At 61.6% G+C, this 21,074-nt stretch carries 17 protein-coding genes; 8 read left to right on the top strand and 9 right to left on the bottom strand.

All coding sequences use genetic code 11. From position 1 onward, the window contains the following. The first annotated feature begins 62 nt into the window (after positions 1 to 62). Together KHO30_RS25790 and dinB are read left to right on the top strand one after the other, a co-directional pair. On the top strand, positions 63 to 1,208 hold the full coding sequence (locus tag KHO30_RS25790) for a substrate-binding domain-containing protein (RefSeq protein ID WP_200621349.1): 1,146 nt from the start codon (positions 63 to 65) through the stop codon (positions 1,206 to 1,208). A gap of 183 nt (positions 1,209 to 1,391) precedes the next feature. Next, the gene (dinB, locus tag KHO30_RS25785) at positions 1,392 to 2,558 is read left to right on the top strand and encodes a DNA polymerase IV (RefSeq protein ID WP_211702730.1); all 1,167 of its coding nucleotides are present in this window, start codon (positions 1,392 to 1,394) and stop codon (positions 2,556 to 2,558) included. On the opposite strand, the gene KHO30_RS25780 is transcribed toward dinB, so the two are convergent. From KHO30_RS25780 to KHO30_RS25755, 6 genes are all read right to left on the bottom strand, one after another. Continuing rightward, complete coding sequence (locus KHO30_RS25780; RefSeq protein ID WP_093632930.1) at positions 2,555 to 3,979, bottom strand: heavy metal sensor histidine kinase; 1,425 nt, start codon at positions 3,977 to 3,979, stop codon at positions 2,555 to 2,557. The genes dinB and KHO30_RS25780 overlap by 4 nt on opposite strands. Further along, a complete protein-coding gene (locus KHO30_RS25775) occupies positions 3,976 to 4,662 on the bottom strand; it encodes a heavy metal response regulator transcription factor (RefSeq protein WP_093632931.1) in 687 nt (228 codons plus the stop codon). The genes KHO30_RS25780 and KHO30_RS25775 overlap by 4 nt, the downstream gene beginning before the upstream one ends. A 79-nt stretch (positions 4,663 to 4,741) precedes the next feature. Then, a complete protein-coding gene (locus KHO30_RS25770; protein WP_211702840.1) occupies positions 4,742 to 6,229 on the bottom strand; it encodes an efflux transporter outer membrane subunit in 1,488 nt (495 codons plus the stop codon). A gap of 29 nt (positions 6,230 to 6,258) precedes the next feature. Beyond that, positions 6,259 to 7,482, bottom strand: coding sequence for an efflux RND transporter periplasmic adaptor subunit (locus KHO30_RS25765; protein ID WP_211702729.1), 1,224 nt, complete (start codon positions 7,480 to 7,482; stop codon positions 6,259 to 6,261). Positions 7,483 to 7,523: 41 nt separating this feature from the next. Then, complete coding sequence (locus KHO30_RS25760; protein WP_093632933.1) at positions 7,524 to 10,748, bottom strand: efflux RND transporter permease subunit; 3,225 nt, start codon at positions 10,746 to 10,748, stop codon at positions 7,524 to 7,526. Between the two features lie 435 nt (positions 10,749 to 11,183). Beyond that, complete coding sequence (locus KHO30_RS25755; RefSeq protein ID WP_211702728.1) at positions 11,184 to 11,618, bottom strand: VOC family protein; 435 nt, start codon at positions 11,616 to 11,618, stop codon at positions 11,184 to 11,186. Positions 11,619 to 12,003: 385 nt separating this feature from the next. Here KHO30_RS25755 and KHO30_RS25750 point away from each other — a divergent pair, with 385 nt between their 5' ends. Both KHO30_RS25750 and KHO30_RS25745 read left to right on the top strand, forming a co-directional pair. After that, positions 12,004 to 12,642: a LysE family translocator gene (locus KHO30_RS25750; protein ID WP_093633239.1), complete on the top strand. Its 639-nt coding sequence runs from the start codon at positions 12,004 to 12,006 to the stop codon at positions 12,640 to 12,642. A 69-nt stretch (positions 12,643 to 12,711) separates the two neighbouring features. Continuing rightward, positions 12,712 to 13,071 carry a hypothetical protein gene (locus KHO30_RS25745; RefSeq protein ID WP_211702727.1) on the top strand — a complete coding sequence of 120 codons (360 nt, stop codon included), beginning with the start codon at positions 12,712 to 12,714 and terminating at the stop codon, positions 13,069 to 13,071. Positions 13,072 to 13,111: 40 nt separating this feature from the next. Here KHO30_RS25745 and KHO30_RS25740 read toward each other — a convergent pair whose 3' ends face one another. After that, entirely contained in the window at positions 13,112 to 14,824 is a 1,713-nt protein-coding gene (locus KHO30_RS25740) for a SulP family inorganic anion transporter (protein WP_211702726.1), read from the bottom strand. A 475-nt stretch (positions 14,825 to 15,299) separates the two neighbouring features. Here KHO30_RS25740 and KHO30_RS25735 point away from each other — a divergent pair, with 475 nt between their 5' ends. From KHO30_RS25735 to KHO30_RS25720, 4 genes are all read left to right on the top strand, one after another. Continuing rightward, entirely contained in the window at positions 15,300 to 15,671 is a 372-nt protein-coding gene (locus KHO30_RS25735; RefSeq protein ID WP_244864133.1) for an antibiotic biosynthesis monooxygenase family protein, read from the top strand. A gap of 379 nt (positions 15,672 to 16,050) precedes the next feature. Beyond that, positions 16,051 to 16,434 (top strand): helix-turn-helix domain-containing protein, encoded by a 384-nt coding sequence (locus KHO30_RS25730; RefSeq protein ID WP_093632937.1) that lies wholly within the window; start codon positions 16,051 to 16,053, stop codon positions 16,432 to 16,434. Further along, complete coding sequence (locus KHO30_RS25725) at positions 16,421 to 17,677, top strand: type II toxin-antitoxin system HipA family toxin (protein WP_200651560.1); 1,257 nt, start codon at positions 16,421 to 16,423, stop codon at positions 17,675 to 17,677. The genes KHO30_RS25730 and KHO30_RS25725 overlap by 14 nt, the downstream gene beginning before the upstream one ends. 180 nt (positions 17,678 to 17,857) lie before the next feature. After that, entirely contained in the window at positions 17,858 to 18,715 is an 858-nt protein-coding gene (locus KHO30_RS25720; RefSeq protein ID WP_200651561.1) for a PA4780 family RIO1-like protein kinase, read from the top strand. 51 nt (positions 18,716 to 18,766) lie between these two features. On the opposite strand, the gene KHO30_RS25715 is transcribed toward KHO30_RS25720, so the two are convergent. Further along, positions 18,767 to 19,822 carry a LacI family DNA-binding transcriptional regulator gene (locus KHO30_RS25715; RefSeq protein ID WP_093632940.1) on the bottom strand — a complete coding sequence of 352 codons (1,056 nt, stop codon included), beginning with the start codon at positions 19,820 to 19,822 and terminating at the stop codon, positions 18,767 to 18,769. 48 nt (positions 19,823 to 19,870) lie between these two features. After that, entirely contained in the window at positions 19,871 to 21,073 is a 1,203-nt protein-coding gene (locus KHO30_RS25710) for an ABC transporter ATP-binding protein (RefSeq protein WP_211702725.1), read from the bottom strand. Position 21,074: the final 1 nt, after the last annotated feature.

The raw sequence follows: 21,074 nt of genomic DNA, 5'->3' as shown, positions 1-21,074 counted from the left end.
CCCGCGTTGTTCGTGAATGGCAGGAGACGTAACACAAACATGAAGACCAACGGAGAAGAATCATGAAACATCGTCGTGGCTCAGGAAGTGTTCTACCCACTCTCATGGCGGCGGCGGCCGTCCTGGCGCTGGCTTCATCGGGAGCCTACGCGCAATGCGTGACCAGCTTGCCGGCCGGTTCGATCGGACCGAAGACGATCGTCGGGCAAGGGCCGAACGGCGAAAAAGCGGCCTCAGTGGATGCCGTGAAGCTGAGCGACGCCGACATCGCCAAAATCAAGGCTGGCAAATTCAAGGTCGGCATTTCGATGCAGACCATGAATCTCGACTGGTCGCAACTGCAGGTGCAAGGCATCACGGACACGCTCAAAAAATACGGCGTGGAAGTAATCGGCACGGCTTCGGCGGAATACCAGGTCGACAAGCAGATCGCGGACATCGAGAACACCATTCAGCGTCACCCGGACGGCATCATCTCCATTCCGGTCGACGGCACGGCCACGGCCGCCACCTACAAGAAAGTGTCCGAGGCCGGGATCAAACTCGTGTTCATGGACAACGTGCCAACTGGCCTCAAGCATCCTGAACAATACGCAGCGATGATTTCCGCCGACAGCGAAGGCAACGGTCAGATCGCCGCGAAAGTACTCGCTTCGTGCGTCCCGCAGGGCGCGACGATCGGGCTGGTGAATTTCGGCGTGGATTACTTCAGCACGACGGAACGCACCAAGGCCGTCAACGACTGGATCAAGAAGAATCGTCCGGACATCAAGATCAAACAGGTCGCGTTTACGGACCCGTCGAAAGTGGGCCAGATCGCGGGCGATTTCCTCACCGGCAATCCGGACGTGAAGGGGCTGTTCGCCGTTTGGGATCAACCGGCGCTCGACACACTGACGTCGATGCGCGCGCAAGGCGTGAACATTCCCGTCACGACGGTCGATCTGGGCCTTCAGTCCGCCATCGAGATCGCCAAGGGCGGACCGCTCAAGGCAACCGGCTCGCAACGTCCGTACGATCAAGGCGTGGCCGAAGCCATGGCGATGATGAAGGCGCTGATCGGCCAGACGCCGCCGGCATGGATCGGCGTGCAGTCCCTGCCGGTGGTTCAGTCGAACGTGCTCGAGTCGTATAAGACGGTGTTCAAGAAAGACCCGCCGCCCCAGCTTGCGGACGCATGCAAAAAAGCCAAGCCGGCTTGCGGCTAACGCCTCAAGCGCGGCACCTTGCCCCGGCGGAGCAAGGTACTATTACGGTTTGGCGTCCGGCGTGCAGCGCATCATGGCTCGCACGTCCTGACGCCCGACGCAGCAAGTCGTACGATCGGGCAGCACGGCACATGCATCGACTGCTATGCTCGCTGCCCGCACCGTCACCCGTTTCCGCCAGCCATGAGTTCTGCAAGCCGCCACATCGCGCACCTGGACATGGACGCGTTCTACGCGTCCGTTGAACTCCTGCGCTATCCGCAACTGCGCGGCAAGGCGGTGGTGATCGGCGGCGGCCGCAATGCCGTGCCGCAAAAGCTTGAAGACGGCAGCCTTCGCTTTGCGAAACTGCGCGATTACGCGGGCCGCGGCGTGGTGACCACTTCCACTTACGAAGCCCGCGCGCTCGGCGTGTTCTCCGCGATGGGCATGATGAAAGCCGCCGTGCTCGCTCCCGATGCGATCCTGCTGCCCACCGATTTCGAGTCGTATCGCCACTACTCGCGTCTCTTCAAACAGGCGGTCGCCACCTTCACCGATCGGATCGAAGACCGCGGCATTGACGAAATCTATATCGACCTCACCGAGTTGCCGGGCGAGCCGCGCGAGATCGCCGCGCGCATCAAGCGGGCCGTCAATCAGGCGACCGGTCTCACCTGCTCCATTTGCGTGGCGCCGAACAAGCTACTGGCGAAGATCGGCTCCGAACTCGACAAACCCGACGGCCTCACGATCCTCACGCCTGCGGATGTGCCGTTGCGCGTCTGGCCGTTACCGGTGCGCAAGGTCAATGGAATCGGGCCGAAGGCCGCGGAAAAACTCACCTCGCTCGGCCTCGCCACGGTCGGCGATCTGGCGGCGGCGGACGCGGGTTTGTTGCAGGACAACTTCGGACGCAGCTACTCGGCCTGGCTCATGCAGGTCGCGCAAGGCTACGACGAGCGGCCGGTCGTGGTCGAGTCGGAACCCAAGTCGATGAGCCGCGAGACGACCTTCGAACGCGATTTGCATCCACGTCACGATCGTCCGGCCCTTTCCAGTTCGTTTACCAGCTTGTGTGTGCGGGTCGCGGAAGACCTGGTGAGGAAGGGCTATGTGGGGCGCACCGTGGGCATCAAACTGCGCTACGACGACTTCCGCACAGTCACGCGCGATCTGACGCTCGACGAACCGACCGCCGACGCCACCGAGATCCGGCGCGCCGCAACGGAATGTCTGAGACGGGTGGAATTGAACCGCAAGCTGCGGCTGCTGGGCGTGCGTGTGAGCGCATTGACGCCGGCCAACGCGCAACCGGCAAAGCGGCGCGTACCGGTTCAGGCCGACTTGCCTTTTACCAGCGAAGATTAACCTGCTGCTTCCGCCGGGACACCGGCATTCACACGCGCCGCCGGCAAACTGGCTTCCATACTCGACGCCGCAATCGAAAACGCAAACGTGTTAACGCCGTTCGCACTCTCCACCGACACCGTGCCGCGATGCATCTCGGCAATTGCCTTCACGATTGCAAGACCCAGGCCGTGGTTTTCGCGGCTGTTGGTACGAGACACTTCCGCGCGATAGAACCGGTCGAACAGGTGTTCAAGCACGGCCGGCTCGATCGGCTCACCCGGGTTGGCCACCGCCACGCGCAACTGATCCGCTACTTCCAGGATCGTCACCGTAATCGCCGCGCCCGGCGCGCAGTGCTGGATCGCGTTCATCAGCAGATTCGTGCAGGCGCGGCCGAACAGCGAGCGGTTCACACGCGCCACCGCATCGCCGCGCAACTGCGCATGCACGCGTGCTTCTTCCAGCGGAATCTCGAGAAACTCCAGCGTATGCGCAACTTCCGCGGCCAGCGACACCTCGACGAGGCCCGTCGCGCGTTCGCCCTGGTCGGCTCGAGCGAGGAACAGCATGTCGTTGATAATCGCGCGCATACGTTCGAACTCTTCGAGATTCGATTGCAGCGTATGGCGCAAATCGTCGACGGAGCGGTTGCGTGTCAACGCTACTTCGGTCTGGCCGATCAGAATCGTCACCGGTGTGCGCAATTCATGAGCGACGTCCGCGTTGAACGATTCGAGGCGGCCGTATGCGCCGTCCAGACGTTCGAGCGCGCCGTTGAACGAGTTGGCCAGATCGCTCAATTCGAGCGGCAGCGAAGCCGTATTCAGACGCTGTGAGCGGTTATTCGGACTCACCGCGGACGCTTCTCTCGTCAGGCGCGTCAACGGCGCAAGACCGAGCCGCGCGACCGAGTAACTCAGCAGCAGCACGGCGAGACTACCCAACGCCGACAGCGCGGCGAGCGCCGCCCCGAACACGCGCATTGTGCGGGTATTCGGCGAACAACTGGCGGCGACCTGCAATTGCACAGGTGGGCGGGCCCCGTAAGCCGGTATCGTCACGGTGATGGTCAACATGTCCGCGCCGCCGCCGACGGGCGATACCCTCGCATAGCCACCCGGCCAGCTCGACACCACGGGCCCCTCGATGGGCTTGCCATAGTGAAAATACGGATCGGTACTCGACACCGCGTACACGGTGCTGCCGTCGTGCGGCATCATGTCCGTGAGTTTTTCGCGCGCCATGCGCCACTTCTCCGGCGTCACCGCGTGATAGACGATGATGCGCGCAATCTCGGTACGATCGTCGAGCGATTCGCGCAAATGGTGTTCGAGTTGCGTGCGCAGCACCAGAAACAGCCCGGTGCCGATTAGCGTGAACACCAGTAGCGCCACGAGTGCGAACATCAACGCAAGGCGGCGCGCGATTGAACGGTTCATGATTGCTCTGCCTCTTCACGCACCTCGAGCACGTAGCCCATGCCCCGCACGGTGTGCAGCAGCTTCGAGGAAAACGGGCCGTCGAGCTTGGCGCGCAATCGTTTGATCGCGGTCTCGACCACGTTCGTATGGCTATCGAAGTTGACGTCCCACACGAGTTCGGTGATGGCGGTCTTCGAGAGGATGTCGCCTTGCCGGCGCGCCAGTACGCTCAGCAACTGGAATTCCTTCGCGGTCAGATCGAGGCGTATGCCGTCGCGGGTGGCGCGCCGGCCGATCAGATCAACGAACAGATCGCCGACGGAAATCAGCGTAGATTCCTGCGAACGCGTGCGGCGCGCCAGCGCATGCAGCCTCTCGACCAGTTCGAGAAAGGAAAAGGGTTTGGTGAGGTAGTCGTCGGCGCCTTCGCGCAGACCACGCACGCGATCGTTCACGTGATCGCGGGCGGTCAGCATGATGACCGGCGTCGACTTGCGCATGCGCAGCGCCTTCAGCACGCTGAAGCCGTCGCGTTTGGGCAGCATGACATCGAGGACGATCACGTCGTAATCGAATTCGGTGGCGAGATGCATGCCTTCCTCGCCGTCGAGCGCCACGTCGACAACCCAGCCCTGCTCTGTCAAACCGGAGCGCAGGTAGTCCACCACCTTATGCTCGTCTTCAACGATCAGCAATTTCATGCGCGTCCCCTTGTATGTGCATTATACGAAACGCCTCGTTTTTCCTCTTTCCTGTCTGGCCGTGTCATTGTCGGGCGGCTCACTTCGCGGGAGCCATCGCCTCCTTCGTTGGATTGCCGGGCGGCTGCGCGCCCGCTATGTCCGCGGCATCCCAGCCGCCGCCTAGCGCCTTTACCAGCGAAACCGAGAGGGTCATCTGCTGGCCGTGGATCTGCACGTCCTGACGCTCGCTGGTCAGCAGCGACTGCTGCGCGGTGATGACGTCGAGGTAAGCGACCAGGCCGCCCGAATAACGATCGTTGGCGAGCGCCAGAAGATGCTGTGCATCGGTCACCGCCTCACTCGACTGCTTCGACGCGCCATCCAGAACGGAGAGGCCGGTGATGCCGTCCTGCACCTGCTGGAATGCGTTGAGCACGGTTTGGCGGTAGTTCGCCTCGGTGGCCTTGTAGCCTTCGCTCGCAAATTGCACGTTCGCCGCACGGCGACCGCCGTCGAACAGCACCTGGCCGACGGCCGCGCCGAGCGTCCACATCAGCGTCGGTGCGCTAAACAGGCTCGCGAACTGCGTGCTTTCCCAGCCGATGCTCGGCGTCAGCGTCAGGCTCGGAAAGAACGCCGCCTTGGCGACGCCGATCTGCGCATTCGCCGCGGCCATCGCGCGCTCTGCCGAGGCGATATCCGGACGGCGTTGCAAAACGTCGCTCGGCAAACCGAGCGGAATCGCCGGCACCTGCGTCGCGAGCACTTTGGGCTCGATCGCGAATTGCGGCGCGGGCACGCCGACCAGCGCGGCAATCGCATGTTCGAACTGTGCGCGCTGATTCAGCAGGAGTTGCGCCTGCACCCGTGTCGAATCGAGCAGCGACTTCTGCTGCAACACGTCGAGCCCGGACACCGAACCGAGATCGTGCTCGGTCGTGACGTAATCGAGTGCCTTTTGCTGCAGTTTCACCGATTGATTCAGCACGTCGATCTCGGCGTCGAGTTCACGCAGCGAGAAATAGTCGGTGGCGAGATCAGTGGTGAGGACGAGCCGTGCGTTGGCGAGGTCGTCGGCCGATTGCTGCGCGGAGGCCGCGGCGCCCTCCACTTCACGACGTATCCGGCCGAATAGATCGGTGTCGTAGTTGATCGTCGGGCCAAGTTGCAGATTGTTCTGTACTGTCGACGTGGTCGGCGTGTTGTAATTGGTCAGCGGGCGATCCTGCGAAATTCTGAAGCGCGACCCGGACGCTCCGAGATCGACTTCAGGAATCTGCTGCGCACGGGTGTTCGCCAGCGTCGCTTTGGCCTGCGCGTAGTGTGCGCTCGCCGCGGCCAATGTCTGATTCTGTGCAAGCGCCTGCGTTTCCAGCGTCCCGAGCGTCTGATCGCCGAAGGCACTCCACCAGTCCAACGAGATCGGCGCATGCGAAGGCGCCGCGACGCGCCAGTACGAATCGGTTTGCCAGGTTGGCGGCACCTCGGCTTGCGGCCGCTGATAATCCGGGCCGACTGTGCATGCAGCCAGCAAGGCCGCACTCGCGGTGACCGCCAGCGCCGTTCGTGTCGCTCGCGATGTCAGTGCCCGATAAGCACTCGCCTGCTTCGCGATCACGACGCCCCCTTGCCGTTTTTCTTCGGCTGCGTGATCAGCACATGATCGCCGTCCGCGATCGAATCGCTCGGGTTGATGATGATCTTGTCGTTCGCCTCGATCCCGCTTTCGATTTCGAGCGACTGCCCCAGGTCCTGCGCGATCACGACCTTGTGTAAGGCCACAGTGCCGTTCGCATCGACCACCGCGACCCGCGGACCTTCGGCGCGGAACAGCAAGGCATTGCCCGGCACCATCAGTTGCGCATGCGCCGCCGCCGGCACGGCTACCTGCACATACGCGCCCGGCCGCAGCTTGTCGTCAGGATTCGGCAAGGTCACTTCGACTTGCAACGAACGGGTCGGCACGTCGATCGCGCCGGAGATGTGCGTGATCGTGCCGTGAAACTGCTGCCCCGGCAATTCAGCCTGCGTCACCACCACCTTCTGCCCGACCGACACGTTTTGCGCGTACGCCTGCGGCAGTTGCACATAGACCCGCAACGGGTCCGATTGCGCCAGCGCGAACAATGCACGACTCGTGCCGCTGCCCGCGTCGATCAGATCGCCGACATCCACATTGCGCTGCGTGACCACGCCCGCAAATGGCGCGACGATGCGCTTGAACGATTCGAGTTGCTGCAGGCGTTTCACGTTGGCATCGGCGGCAGCGAGATTGGCCAGGTCCTGCGAGTAGGTGCTGGTCCGTTCGTCGAGTTCCTGCTGCGAAACCGCATCGCGTTGACGCAGTTGCTGCCAGCGTTCCATCGAGCTTTTGGCGAGGCCGAGACTCGAACTGGTTTGCGCGCGCTGCGCCAGCGCCTGGGCGAGTTCCTGATCGATCTCGGGCGTATCCAGATCGGCGAGCAGTTGCCCCTGCTTCACGCGCGTGCCGATATCGGCGTACCAGTGCAGCAGATAACCGGTGGAACGCGCATAGATCGGCGATTCCACAAAGCCGCGCAACGTGCCCGGCAACAAGGTGTTGCCACCGCCCTCGGTTTGCGTCGGACTGACCACGTTCACATACTGCGTGGCGTTCTGCTTCGTCGTCTCGGCGACCGAGCGGCTTTGCAGAACATTCGCGATCACGGTGCGCAACGCGCCCACGGCGAGCAGCGCCAGCACGATCCAGATGGCGATTTTGGCGCGCTTCCATTCGCGATTGCGCGGGGGCAAGGCGTGGCCGCCTTCGGTCTCTCGCGCGGGAATCGCCAGCGATGCATGGGTTTTTTCGGTCATCTCAGTCAGCCATCTCAGTCAGCCGTCATTTACATTGAACGTTACGCGGGCTTGCCTGCGCCGCCGTGGTCAGGCGCGGGGCCGTCGTTACCGTGGCCGCCCGTGGTATCCGTGTCGTCATCGTCGCGATGGCGCCGCGCGAGGCGGGTATGAATACCTGCGAACACCAGTGGCACAAAAAACAGCGTGGACACGGTGGCGAATAGCAAGCCACCGATCACCGCGCGGCCGAGCGGCGCGTTCTGCTCAGCGCCCTCGCCGAGCCCCAGCGCCATCGGAATCATGCCGATGATCATCGCGAACGCCGTCATCAGCACCGGCCTGATCCGGCTAGCACCGGCTTCGAGCGCGGCGGTGAGCGGCGGCGCACCGGAGGAGAGCCGCTGGCGCGCGAACGACACCATCAAAATACTGTTGGCGGTAGCGACGCCCATCGTCATGATCGCCCCCGTCAAGGCGGGCACGCTCAAGTGCGTGCCGGTCAGGAACAGCATCCAGACGATGCCCGCCAGTGCCGCGGGCAATGCGCTGATGATGATCAGCGGATCGACCCACGACTGGAAATTCACCACGATCAGCAGGTACACCAGCACGATGGCCATCGCCACGCCGATCCCGAGACCGAAGAACGAACTGCGCATGGTCTGCACCTGCCCGCGCAAGGTGATCTGGCTACCGCGCGGCAACGAGGCCCGCACGTTGTTCACCAGTTTGTCGACCTGCGTGGCCACGCTGCCCAGGTCGCGCTTTTCGACGCTCACGTACAGGTCGATCACCGGCCTGATGTTGTAGTGCGTGACTTCCGCGAACTGATTCTGCGGCGAGACGCGCACGAGGTTGCCGAGCAGTTGCGTCGGACCGTTGGCCGAGGCCGAGACGGGCGTGCGCAACAACTCATCGATCGACGAGATCTGATACTGCGGCGTTTGCACCGCGACGCTGTATTCGACACCGTTCTTGTTGTTGAACCAGAAACCCGGCGAAGTCTGCGAACTGCCCGACAAGGAAATCAGTACATTTTGCGCCACATTGCTTGCACTCAGATTGAGTTGTTGCAGGCGCGTGCGATCCATCTGAAGATTGATCGCCGGTTCGTCCAGTTTCTGCTGAATGTGGGTGTCGACGGTACCGGGAATCATCCGCACCTGTTTCAGCAGCTTGCGCGCAACGTCGAAGTTGCCCTGCTGATCCGCGCCGGAAATCTGCACGTCCACGGCGGCGGGCAAGCCGAAGTTGAGAATCTGCGTGACGATGTCGGCCGGTTGAAAGAAGAACTCGACGCCCGGAAAACGCTGCGGCAGGATCGCGCGCAGTTTGTCCATGTAGATTTGCGTCGGGTGGTGGTCTTCTTTCAGGGCGACCTGAATTTCGCCGTCGAGCGTGCCGATCGTGCCCGCGTTGCTATACGAAAGATTGATACCGCTATACGGCAAACCGAGGTTGTCGAGGATCGTGCCGAGTTCGTCGGCCGGCACGACCTCGCGGATCACCTTCTCGACTTCGTCCGCGAGACGCGCGGTTTCCTCGATGCGCGTACCGGTCGGCGCACGCATGTGGAGACGAATGTCGCCGGCGTCGACGCTCGGAAAGAAGTCTTCACCGAGCACGAAAACCAGACCCATCGACACCACGCAGAAGCCGAGGAACAGGCTGCCGAACATGCCGCGCCGCACCAGCACGCTGCTGAGAATCACGATGTAGGTGGACCGCATGCGCTCGAAGCCGTGATCGAAACGCAGGTAGATGCGCCGGAACACGCTCGGCCGGGCATCGGCCTTGGGCTTGTGCGCATGGCCCATCAGCAGCATGGCCAGCGTCGGCACCAGCGTACGCGACAAAACGTACGAGGCGAGCATTGCGAACACCACTGCTTCGGCAAGGGGCACGAACAGATAACGCGCGACGCCGGTCAGGAAGAACATCGGCACGAACACGATACAGATACACAGCGTGGAGACGAGCGCCGGTATCGCGATTTCGCCGGCGCCGTCGAGAATCGCATCGTGCAGATTCGTGCCCATATGCAGGTGCCGTTCGATATTCTCGATCGTCACCGTCGCATCGTCGACCAGAATCCCGACCGCGAGCGCAAGGCCGCCCAGCGTCATGATATTGATGGTTTGCCCGAGCGCGTGCAGGGCGATCAGCGAGGACAGAATCGACAGCGGAATCGAAATCGCGATGATGCAGGTGCTGCGCCAATTGCCGAGGAACAGCAGGATCATCGCGGCCGTCAACGCCGCGGCAACCAGCGCCTCACGCACCACGCCCTGCACCGCCGCTTTCACGAACACGGACTGATCGAACAGGGCCGTGATGTTCAGGTCCGGCGGCAACGCGGCGCGCGCCGCCGGCAGAATGCCTTGCAGCGTATTGACGATCGAAAGCGTCGAGGCGCTACCGTTCTTCAGCACCGACATCAGTACGCCACGGTGTCCATCCTGCCGCACGATATTGGTCTGCGGCGAGAAACCGTCACGCACGTGAGCGACTTCCCGCAGGTACGTCGTCGCGCCATTGAGCGTGCGCACCGGAATGTCGTTGAGCCCTTCCACCGTGGCGGGCGAGCCGTTCATATTGATCGTGTATTCCTTCGGCCCGATCTTGGCCGTACCGGTCGGCAGAATCAGGTTTTGCGCGTTGAATGCGCTGACCACATCCGAGGGCGTCAGGCCCTTTGCGAGCAAGGCGCGCGTGTCGAGGTCGACCGAGATCAGACGTGATTTGCCGCCGTACGGGTACGGTACGGCCGCGCCCGGAATCGTCACCAGTTGCGGGCGCAGGAAGTTCAGTGCCGTGTCGTTGAGCGCCTGCTCGGAGAGCTTCGGGCTCGACAAACCGAGCTGGATCACCGGAATGCTGGAAGCCGAATAACTGATCACCAGCGGCGGCGTCGCGCCTGGCGGCATCTGCTTGAGCTGCGCCTGTTCGACGGCCACGGTTTGCGCGATCGCGGTCTGGATGTTCGCGTTCGGCTGCAGGAACACCTTGAGAATCGTGATGCCCGCGAGCGACTGCGATTCAATGTGCTCGATGTCGTTGACCGTGGTGGTCAGACTGCGCTCGTTGACGGACGTGATGCGGTTGGCCATGTCTTCGGCCGACAACCCCGTGTAATTCCAGATGATGCTGACCACCGGAATATTGATCTCCGGCAGCACGTCGACCGGCGTGGTCAACAGCACAAATGGCGTCGCCAGCAAGATCAGAATGGCCATCACGATGAACGTGTATGGCCGCTTAAGCGCAACGTTGACGATCCACATGAAACGCGCCCGAGAGAATGCAGGTAAGGAATGGGAGGGGATGGGTGAATCCGTACCTATGCTAGATCCATAGTACCAACGCCTGCATGGCGCCAAAATGGCCAGATTGTCAGGAAGGCTAATGTAAGGAGAGGCAGCGCTTCAAACGCACGCGGGCTCATGCCGCGCAAACGTTTGATGAGGGGTAGATAGGCTCTTTTAAGGGTATTGCTAAAGGCATGTCTCGTCGAACTGCCGTGAGACATGCCTTCAGAATAAGTTATGGAAAGCAAATACCTTACGCTCTAGCGCCGATTCTGGGATTCATTCCGGCGCGGCCGGTGAATCGCCGAGCTTTAGCGTCAGGCAAAAAAGGCCGGTCAACATGATTGCTGACCGGCCTTTTCGTTTCGAAGCGCCGGCGCGTGCCGCCGGCGCCCGCACACTCGCATCACTTCACTTCGCAAACAACGACGACATATCGGCAAACGCCTTGAATTCCAGCGCGTTGCCCGACGGATCGAGGAAGAACATCGTGGCCTGTTCGCCGACCTCGCCCTTGAAGCGCACGTGCGGTTCGATGATGAAGTCGATGCCGGCCTTTTGCAGTTTGTCCGCTGCGGCCTGCCATTGCGCCATCGAGAGCACCGCGCCGAAGTGGCGCACCGGTACCGCGTCGCCGTCGACCTTGCTGGTCTGACGGTGGCCGATTTCCTCTGGTGCGAGGTGCGCGACGATCTGATGTCCATAGAAGTTGAAATCGATCCATTCTGGGGAGCTGCGCCCCTCCGGACAGCCGAGCAGCTCGCCATAGAACTCGCGGGCCGCGGCGAGGTTATGCACGGGAAACGCCAGATGGAACGGCGGCAAAACGGTGTCGGCAACGCTCATGGTGGGGGAACTCGCTGAAGGTAAAGGGGGTTCGTGCATCGGTCAATGAAGCGGCCCGGAAAAGCGCACGCATGGGCCAGATTTTAACCATGATTAAAAATGGTGAAAAACGATATATATTTGATCTGACCAACACCAAAATCGATAAATCGACCATGCTCAGCGAACGGCGTTGATTCCGAATACAGCCGGACTCGGCACGTGGCCCGCCAGAGTGGCCCCGCGTTGCCCCACAAACGCCCGATTGTGCAGCCGCACGTGAGATCAACTGTATCTGTGAGATTCGCACACGGGCGAGCAAAATGGTTGTTCGCGCATCGATCCATGCGATTCCCCCGTGCCGCAACGAGCGGCGCAGTTCGCCCCCGCCGAGGTTCACACGCCCATGACCGCCAGTTCCTTCCTCACCGCCGATGTCCTGATCGCCTACAGCGCCTACTTCGTCGGCACGGCGAGTCCGGGGCCAAGCAATCTCGCGATCATGTCGCTGGCGATGAGCGCCGGCAGAAAATCCGCGCTGACCTTCGCGCTCGGCGTGGTGTCCGGTTCATTCTTCTGGGCGTTGCTGGCGTCGCTGGGTTTGTCGGCGGTACTCGCCACTTACTCGGAATGCCTGGTGGCGATCAAGATTGCCGGCGGACTTTATCTGCTGTGGCTTGGCTTCAAATCCGCGCGCTCGGCATTCAGCGCGGAAAAGCTGCCTACGAATACCGCACGCGAAGGCGAACCGCTCAAACGGCTCTATCTGCGCGGCCTGCTGCTGCATCTCACCAATCCGAAAGCGATTCTGGTGTGGCTCTCGATCGTTTCGCTGGCTATGTCGCCGGCGGGCGGCACTTCGCACACTGCGCCGGTGGTGCTCGGCTGCATGGTGATCGGCGTATCCGTGTTCAGCAGCTACGCGGTGCTGTTTTCAACTGCGTCCGCACGGCGCATCTACGTCGCGATCCGTCGCTGGCTGGACGGGTCGCTCGCGATCATGTTCGGCATTGCGGGGATCAAGCTGCTGACTTCGAAAAGCTAGCCGCGTCTTCGGGGTGTGCCCGCTCTGCGATACTGTCGCCTTGATGACTTGAGCGGGCAAGCGAACACGATGAGCGGTGGCAATGACCTGAATCCGGCGGCGAAGCATTCGCCATTGCAAAAGCGGCTTTATCTGGCGGGCGTCGTCGTGCTGCTCGCCGGTCTGATCGCCGCGGTGATCATCTATGTCATGGCGCCGGCGCCAGACAGCGCCGTTTCCATGTACAGCATCGCAGACCCGCGCTATCAGATCGAATTGCAGCGCATCGGCGGCAACGCGGCCGTGGTGATGGCGCAGATTCATCAATGGTTCGACAGTCTTTGGCACGGTACGGCGCTCGCCTATACGGTGGCCGTGCTTGGCGCCCTGCTCGCGGGCGCGTGCTTTTTTATCGGCTACTTCTTTGCCGATGAAGAGCCGCAAACCTGAAGCAATCCACCACGTCTTGCCAAACAAACCAGAACGACGTTTACGACGCGGCTTTGACCTGCGTACCCGGCTGCTCCACGCCTGCCATGCGCAGCGCGTCATGCAAGGTGCTGAAAATGCAGTTTGCGCCGACGGTCGGCGTGATGCCATGCCGGTCCATATCCGAGCGCAGATACTGATTCACGCGCGCAAAAATCACTTCGACGCCGCTACGTTTTAGCGCTTCGCACAACTCGCCGACCGAACGCGCCGCCGAATAGTCCAGATCGGTGATCGCGCCGGAATCGATCACGAACCAGCGCACCGGGCTCGGCGCGTGGTCGATCAGGCGACGGGCATCGTCGATGAAAAAGTGGTCGTTCGCGTAGAACAGGTCGGAGCCAAAGCGATAGACGATCAGCCCCGGCGCGGTCTCGAGCCCGGGCGCGGCCGGCACCGGCACCCAGATGCCGCCTTCGCCGGGCACGAGGACCATGGTGTGCGGCCGGTAGCTATGCCGCACATGCCGCAGCAGCGATAAGGCCACCGCCACCAGAATGCCGTGCTCGACACCGATCAGCACCACCGCCGCGGCGGTAAACACGGCCAGCGTGAATTCACCGGGGCTTTCGCGGCGAATCGAAAACAGCGTCTGCAGATTGATGAGGCCAATGGCGATCGTAAACACGATGCTGGCCAGAATGCAGTGCGGCAGGTACTGCAAATAACGGCTGAAAAACAGCAGCACCACGACCACCACCACCGCGAATACGACCTGCGCGAACTGGCTGCGCGTGCCGGCGCGATCGGCCATCGCGGTTTGCGTCGGACTGCCGTTCACCACGAAGGCGCCGGAAAACGCCGCGGCAGCGTTGGCGGCGGCAATACCCAACAGGTCGGCATTGGTATCGACCGTCTCGTGATAGCGCTCGGCAAATACGCGGCTTGCGGCGGCGCTTTGCGCGACGATCATCACGAAGCAGGAGGCTGCGACCGGCAGCAGATCGAGTAATTGCTGCCAGGTGACCGAGGGCATGCGCAGCGGCGGCAATCCCCCTGCCACCGGCCCCAGCACTGAAATGCCGTGCGCCGCGAAACCGTAAATATCGCTTGCGGCGATACCCGCCACCACCGCGATCAATGGCACCGGCAGGCGTGGCAAAAAGCGCTTGAAAACCAGAATGGAAACCACGACCAGCGCGGAAATAGCAAGCGTCGGCAGATTGATCTGCGCCGCCTCGCGCACCACGAGCGCGAGTTGGCCGACGCTGTTCGCGGCATGTCCAGGGACGCCGAACATGTCGCCCAGCATGGCGATGCCGACCTGCACGCCAACGCCGGCCAAGAAGCCGACCAGCACCGTGCGCGAGAGAAAATCAGCAAGAAAACCGAGCTTGAAGATCCGCGCGATGAGCAGAAGCGCGGCAGTGAGCAAGGCGACCATTCCGGCGAGCGCCGCATACTCTGCGCTAGAAGCCGGCGCCATGGTCGAGAGGCGGCTCGCGAAAATGGTGGCGGTGGCGGAGTCGGCAGCCACGACGAGGTGCCGCGAGGCGCCGAAAAACGCAAACGCAATAAGCGGCAGAAAGACAGTGTAAAGACCGGTAACGGCCGGCATGCCGGCAATGCGCGCATAGCCGAGCACTTGCGGAATATCCATCGACGCAAGCTGCACGCCGGCCAGCGCATCGCGCGCCGCCGCGGCACGGCTCAAAGGAAGCACGCCCTTCAAAACGCCAAGGCGCGTAGTGATGTTTGCCAGAAAATCCCGCATACGCGATAGTGCCCCGAACTTAGGTTATCGCGCATCGTGCCGTGACTCGGCACGTCAAGGCAAGGGTTGAGGCTTTGATCGCCTATGGAAAGTGGTTAAAACCAGTAATGGCTTGAACACCCCCGCCGACACTGCCCCATTTTGGGTCTAACGCCTGAACTGCCCTGTCAGCGGATCCACGTGCCGCGCGAAACCGAACAGCGCGGCGATGCAGATCGGACAGGCGATGATGAACACGGCCAACATCTCGCACCCCGTAACAAATTGTTACTGGCAAGTTTAAGCGATTGCCGTGCGAAATGAATGAGGGAAAACGCAATACACTGTTGCGGACTATTACAACACCGTTACTACCGTGCAGCAGATGGCGCGTGAGAATACCCCTGAAAATGCGGCAAATAACGCAAAAAAATGAGCGCTCGATACCGTGCGCTATGATGCGCAAACGTTCGCCTACCTACAAACCGGTTACGCCATGTACACGTCAACTTTCATCTTCGCGACACGACAATTAGACGAACGGTTCTACCGGCTCGACGAGACCATCGCCACCGCCGCCAAGGCCATTCCCGGCTATATCGGCGAAGAGTCGTGGGAAAACGCGTCGACAGGACTGACGTCGAATGTGTACTACTGGGCGTCGCTCGAGGCATTGCAAGCGTTGATGCAACACCCCGCGCATCTGGAAGCGAAAGCGGCGCAGGCAAACTGGCTCGATGGGTATCAGGTGATCATCTCTGAGGTGCTGCGCACTTACGGCGATTCAGGGTTTACGCATCCTGCAGCGGCCCATCGGGTACAGGATGGACCGACTGCCCGAGCCGCGCCGCCCGTACGTCCGGTTTGAACGTTGCGAGAATCGGCACGAAACCCGCTGGACTCCAAAGCATCATCAAGCCGATCAGCACGAACTCGACTAGCTCCACCGTGTAGATCGACGGCCAGGTTCTGATCGCGTAAAACGCCCGGGCCAGCAGCGGCACTATTAGATACGCCACCGGCACGGCATGCGGTCCGCAAGGTCTCGTCTGCGCGGGTTTGGAGTGGTTGGGTGATCATTGAGCCTCTTATTTTGTACGATACTTTAGGCAAAATCACCAAAATTGCCTTAAATATCGTACAAATCTTATAAATTCTGGGTCAGATCAAGGCAATCATAACCTCTGGCTCAGAAAATATGTCCGATACTTTTGACATACTATCGATATTTGCCTAATCTATCGGACATGCCCCGCACCTTTCAACGTCCCTTTCCGTCGGTCGAGAAGCAGATGCGTGCGCTCGGCGAACGCCTGAAACTCGCCCGCCTGCGGCGTGAACTCCCAACCGTTCTGTTCGCCGAAAGGTTGGGCATTTCGCGCGACACGCTGAGCCGCCTCGAGAAAGGCGATCCGAATATTGCGCTCGGCACCTATATGCGGGCGCTTCGCGTGTTGGGTCTCGACAAGGACATGGACGCCGTCGCCCATGACGACGAACTCGGCCGCAAGCTGCAGGACCTCAAGTTGCCGGGTCAGCGCAAACCGCGCACGAACACGCCCGGCGCCGCCCCTGTCAAAACCGGGCAGCCGGCAAAAAAACACCCGAAGAAATCTGATGGTCAGCAATAAACCTCGAGATGCATTCAAGGTATTTCTCGACGCAACCGAACTGAGCAGCCAGCAGCAGGTCGGCACCTTGTATCGCCAGACTGCGCGCACAGACTTGCCGGCATCGTTCGCCTATGCAAAGAGCTGGATAGATGGGCGTAACGCATTCATGCTCGACCCGCGCCTCGAGTTATGGACCGACGAGCAATATCCGCCTGCGAAATCCGCTGCATTCGGCGTTTTCATGGACTCGGCGCCGGATCGCTGGGGCCGCGTGCTGATGGAACGCCGCGAGGCCGCGGCGGCAGATCGCGAAGACCGGCCTATGCGCAATTTGCAGGAGATCGATTTCCTGCTGGGCGTGCACGACCTGACACGAGTCGGCGCGCTGCGGTTTCAGGACGTGGACGGACATTTTCTCGACAACAGCGCCGATGCCGCGCCGCCGGTCACCGACCTCGCGACCCTCGCGTATATCAGCCTGCGCATTGAAGAAGCCGATATAGAAAAACTGCCCGAGTACGAGCAGTGGCTCGCGATGCTGATCGCCCCTGGCACCTCGCTCGGCGGCGCTCGCCCAAAAGCGAACTTCACGAGCCTGGGCAATGATCTCTGGATCGCCAAATTCCCCGCCAAAGACGACCGTTACGACATCGGTGCGTGGGAATACATCGCTCACCGGTTGGCCAGGAAAGCCGGCATCTGGGTGCCGCAATCCGAACTCAAGTATGTCGGCACACGTTATGGCACGTTCTGCGTCGAACGATTCGATCGCCGTGAAGGCAGCCGGCGCATGTACACCTCGGCCATGACCTTGCTCGAACGTCAGGATGGCGAATCGGGAGCAGGCTACCTGGACATTGCCGAGTACCTCGCCGACAACGGCGCACAAGGTCATATCGACGAAGATCTCGCTCAACTCTTCAGAAGAGTCGTCTTCAACGTACTCATGGGAAACCGGGACGATCACCTGCGCAATCACGGCTTCATTCGCGAGCCTTCGGGTTGGCGGCTCTCGCCGGCGTTCGATATGAATCCAAATCCGAGCAAGCGGGAACACGCGCTCACGCTGGACGGTATGAGCGCCCTGCCGGATCTTGAAACCGCCTTCGACACCGCTGAGTTTTATCGACTCGACGACACAGACGCGCGCCGCATCGTCGCGGAAGTTCAAGACGCCGTCGACACATGGCGGGAAGAAGCCGCCGCGCTGAATCTGTCCCGGCCCGAAATACAGCGAATGGAGTCTGTATTTCAGGCGTGATGTCTTCGTCTGGCGGCCATACGTCCGCGGTGTGCCGGTCGCGTCCGGCACCTTGACGCTCGTGTTCCGGCACATGTCTCCATACCCCTTATAATCCGGCATGATCCGAATCCCGCACCACCTCCTCTCGCAATCGGCCGCACCCGACCGATCCGCCCCCCACCGCGCTCCGGTGGCCGCATGAAAACACCTAAACGTCTGCTCCCGCTCGTCGAAGAGGGCCTGATCGACGAAGTCATCTCGCAGCTGATGAGCGGCAAGGAAGCCACCGTCTACGTGGTCCGCAGCGGCGAGTCCACGCGCTGCGCGAAGGTCTATAAGGACGCCAAACAGCGCAGTTTCCGCCAGGCCGCGTCCTATCAGCAGGGTCGCAAGGTCAAGAACAGCCGCCAGCAGCGCGCCATGGAAAAAGGCAGCCGCTATGGGCGCGAAGTGCAGGAACAGGCGTGGCAGAACGCGGAAGTCGATGCGCTGTTCCAGCTCGCCAACGCCGGCGTGCGCGTGCCGCAGCCCTTCATCTGCACCGACGGCGTGTTGCTGATGGAATTGGTGACCGATGCGGATGGCGACGTCGCGCCGCGTTTGAACGATGTCGAGATGACCGAAGCACGCGCACTCGAATTGCACGCGCTGCTGATCAACCAGGTGGTGCGCATGCTGTGCGCCGGGATGATTCACGGCGACCTGTCCGAATACAACATCCTGCTCGCGGCGGACGGCCCGGTGATCATCGACCTGCCGCAAGCCGTGAATGCCGCCGGCAATCTGGAAGCGCCGGCCATGCTGGAGCGCGACGTGAACAACCTCGCTACCTATTTCGGCCGTTTCGCGCCCGCGTTGCTCGATACGAGCTACGGCAAGGAAATCTGGTCGCTGTACGAAGCAGGCGCCTTGCACGTGGATGCCAAATTGACCGGCCGTGTCGAACTGGACACCACGCCGATCGATCTCGAAGCCGTGCTGCAGGAACTCGAAGACACGCGCCTCGACGAAGAAGCGCGCCTGCGCTACGAGCAGTCGCTGCGCAGCGGAACATAAGCGGGGCCAAAGCAGCCCCTACGCGCCTTTATACGCCGCTTCGCGAAGACGCTACGACGCGATGCGGCAACTGGGTGCCTTGATCCTGGTCGATGAAGCCCCCGGTGCAGGCCCCACCGATTCCCGCATCGTCACGCTCACCGGAAACTCGCGGATGATCTCCCACGAGGTCCGGTAGCACTGATTGACCAGCCAGCGCACGGCGTTCTGCGTCAACTCCGCCGTCGGGATATGCACCGAGGTGAGCCCGGGCGCGGCATACGCGGCCGAATAGTCATCGTCGTAGCCGATCACCGAGACTTCGTCCGGTACGGAAATGCCCGCCTGGTGGAAACGCGCCAGCGCGCTCACCGCCATCGTGTCGTTCGCGCAAAAGAGGCCGGTGAAGCGCCGCTCCGAATCGAGCAGCTTCTGCGCGGCGACGTAACCGCCTTCCGGCGAGAAGTCCGATTCGATCAGCGTGACGTCCTCGCGCGCAATGCCCTCGCGCGACAATTCGGCAAAGAAGCCTTCGAGCCGGGTGTGATTGTCCGAGGCGCTGAACGGCCCGGAAATCACCGCAATGTCCCGATGCCCATAGTCGAGCAGCGTGCGTGCCGCCAGTTCACCGCCGCGCCGATGATCCGCGCAAAACGACGCCTCCGGCAACTGATCGAACGCGCGATTCAGAAACACCATCTTCGGATGCATGCGATGCAGCATGTCCAGATCTTCGTCGTGCAGATCGTGGCTGATCACCACCACGCCATCGCAATCGCGGCCGATCAGAAAACGCACTGCCTCGATGGCCTGCTCGCGCGGCGACACTTCCCCGCAACCCGTCGCCACCACCACGTGACGGCGCACCGCGCGCAGTTCGGTGTCGGTCTGCTTGAGAATCGTGCCGTAGTAGGAGCCGAAGAAAGTCGGCACGAAAATGCCGATCATGCCGAGCGATTGCGTCGCCATGGCGCGACCGATGGACGACGGCCGGAAATTCAGCGCTTCGATCGCGGCCTTCACGCGCGCGGCGGCATCGGCTGAAATGGGTCCCTTACCGGAAATGGCCCGTGAGGCAGTCGACATGCCGACGCCGGCCAGTGCCGCGACATCCTTGAGTGTTGCCACGCGGTTCTCCGTCAAGCCTGTTGTATTCAACGACGCTGCATCCCATCACTACAGACGCGCGCCGCCATCTTCCTCGAACAGCGAAATATGTGCGCCATCGAACGAGAACGTCGCGGCATCCCCTATTGCCACCGGCGTCTTCGTCTGGTCGATCGACGCGATTTGCACTCCATGATAGTCGAGCCAGATGACACGGTGGTTGCCCATCGGCTCGATCAGGGAAATGTTCGCGCGCTCGCTCATTTTTGAGTTTGAACCGCTTGAACCGCTTGAGCCTTCCCCCACGTGGACGTCTTCGGCCCGTACGCCGAGTACGCATGACAGACGATCCGTTGGCAGGTTTTTGAAAGGATAATGCGACACATCGAGTTGCAAATCCGCTGTACAAAAGTGTAGCGCGCCATCGCGCGTCTCGAGCGTGCCCTTGAGCACATTCATGGCGGGCGAGCCCAGAAACGTCGCGACAAACAGATTGTTCGGCCGCGCATAGACTTCGGCGGGCGTGCCGAACTGCTGGATCACGCCGCCGCGCATCACCGCCATGCGCGTGGCGAGCGTCATCGCTTCGACCTGATCGTGGGTCACGTAGATCATCGTCGCGCCCAGACGCTGGTGCAGTTGCTTGAGTTCGCGACGCAGTTCGGTGCGCAATTTGGCGTCGAGATTCGAAAGCGGCTCGTCGAACAGGAACACATCGGCCTCGCGCACGATCGCGCGGCCGATCGCCACGCGCTGCCGCTGGCCGCCGGAGAGTTGCGCGGGCTTGCGCTTGAGCAGCGGGCCGAGTTGCAGCATTTCGGACGCCCGTTTGACACGCCGTTCAATCTCCGCCTTCGGTGTGCCGTTGATACGCAAAGCAAACGACAGATTGCGCTCGACACTCATGGTCGGATACAACGCATACGACTGGAACACCAGCGCGATACGGCGATCTTTCGGGTCGGCCCAGGTCATGTCTTCGCCCGCAATTTCGATGCTGCCGTCGGTCACGTCGATCAGGCCCGCGATGCTGTGCAGTAAGGTGGACTTACCGCAACCCGATGGGCCGAGCAACACGACGAACTCACCCGCTCGCACATCGAGATCGAGATTCTCGATCACCGTATTCGCGCCGAGCTGGATCTTCAGATTGCGTATCGATACGTTGGCCGGATTCGACAGGCCCGCGGTGTCCACCGCGTGCCCGACATTCGCCGCATCAGCCGGGTTAGCCAGATCGGCCGCATTTGCCAGGTTAGCCAGGTTTGCCATG

The organism is Paraburkholderia aspalathi (assembly GCF_905220735.1).
In the GTDB taxonomy this organism is placed as follows: Bacteria; Pseudomonadota; Gammaproteobacteria; order Burkholderiales; family Burkholderiaceae; genus Paraburkholderia; species Paraburkholderia aspalathi.
The sequence above is the reverse complement of the archived record's forward strand: the minus strand, read 5'-3'. Positions and strand labels throughout refer to the sequence as shown.